The following is a 1,498-nucleotide window of genomic DNA, read 5'->3' as shown; positions in this document are numbered from 1 at the left end:
GCCCCCGCCTCGGACAGCGGTTTCGAGAACTTGCCCAAGGCTCGTTTGCCGATGTTGAGCGCACCGTTCTTGTCCGCGTTGTCGTCCAGCCCACACTCGGGACACTCAAAGCGTCCCTGCGTCGCTCGGACGCCCTCGCAGGCACAGCGGTTGCACGTCTGCGACGTGTCGTACTCATCGACCAACTGTACGTCGATGCCTGCGTCGTGGGCTTTGTACTCAATGTAGTTGAGCAGGCGAGCGAACGGCATCTTGTGGGTCTTGTCGTTGACGTACCGTCCCTTGTCGTTGTCCTTGCGAATCCCGCCGAGGTCGCCCACGACGATGACCGCGTTCCGCTTCTCAGCATCCTCTACGATTTGCCGAGCAACCTTGTGGAGACGGTCGTCCACCTTCCGTGCCTCGGCATCACCGATGCGCTCGACCACTTGCTGTCCCTGTCGGGGCTTCGACTTCCCGATGGACTTCCGCAGTTGCTTGTAGTGTTCACGGATTCGGCGGACTTCCTCGCCGTAGAAGGTGGTTGTGCGGTCGGAGAGGAACGCACAAGTAGCGACCCACCGTGCGCCCATGTCGATAGCCAGTACGTCGTCGTACTCGTCTTGGACAGTCACAGACCGCTTGACGACGAGATGGACGTACCAGTCACCGTCACGGCGCACTAACTCGCTGTCCCGAACGTCGCCCTCACGGACGAGTTGTTCGTCCTTTTGTGGGACGTGTGCGGGACACCAGATGGAGTTGCCTCGTCCGCGCTTGGGATCGTAGACGGGGACTTTGACCCACCACGACGAGAGAACCATATCCTCGTCGTGGGCCACGTCGAACACGTCGTTGCGGAGAACGACAGGCTGTTCGGTGTCGGGGTTCGGGTCTTTCTGTCGTTGGACTTTCGACGCCTGCTGGTCGGTCGCAGAGTACAGGTCGGCGTCTCCGCCGTGAACCTCGGTCTGGAACGCCTCGTACTCACGGGCGAGCAGGGCAGCCTTCCTGTTGGTCAGCGAGTGGAGTTTGACCCGCACCGTGGTCGAGACGTTTCGTTGCATGACTACTCACCTGCTTGGGCGTCGATGTACTCCTCGATGACCTCGCTGGATACGTCGCCCGAACTTGAAACGAAGTACGAGCGCGTCCACAGCGATGGGAGGCCAAAATCGAACTCGTCCCGAAGTCGGCGCGAGGAGTAGCCCTTGACCTGTTGCATTATCTTGTTCGGGGCGAGCGTCGGGTCGCCCGTGATGAACAGGTGTACGTGGTCAGGGCGAATCGCCAACTCCAAGATTTCGAGGTTGAGTTCGTCGGCTTTCTCCTCGATGAGTTCTTCGAGACGGTCGCGTACCTCGCCCTCAAGCACCGATTTGCGGTACTTCGGACACCAGATGAAGTGGTACTGGAGTTTGTGGACGTTGGTACGTTCCCTGTCGAACCCACGAGGCATCGTCAGTATATAGAAACTACTCACCTAAAGATGTTACACAGGCATCCAACCCCAGCCGTG

Annotated in this window: 2 protein-coding genes; both read right to left on the bottom strand. The window is 59.4% G+C overall.

All coding sequences use genetic code 11. From position 1 onward, the window contains the following. A partial coding sequence (locus AC5FRW_RS19170; RefSeq protein WP_493570067.1) for an RNA-guided endonuclease InsQ/TnpB family protein occupies positions 1–1,046 on the bottom strand: 1,046 nt, incomplete at its 3' end. 2 nt (positions 1,047–1,048) lie between these two features. Beyond that, a complete protein-coding gene (tnpA, locus tag AC5FRW_RS19165; protein WP_493570066.1) occupies positions 1,049–1,438 on the bottom strand; it encodes an IS200/IS605 family transposase in 390 nt (129 codons plus the stop codon). Positions 1,439–1,498: the final 60 nt, after the last annotated feature.

The organism is Halomicrobium sp. HArcht3-1 (assembly GCF_058933345.1).
This window is presented reverse-complemented; position numbering and strand designations above follow the sequence as displayed.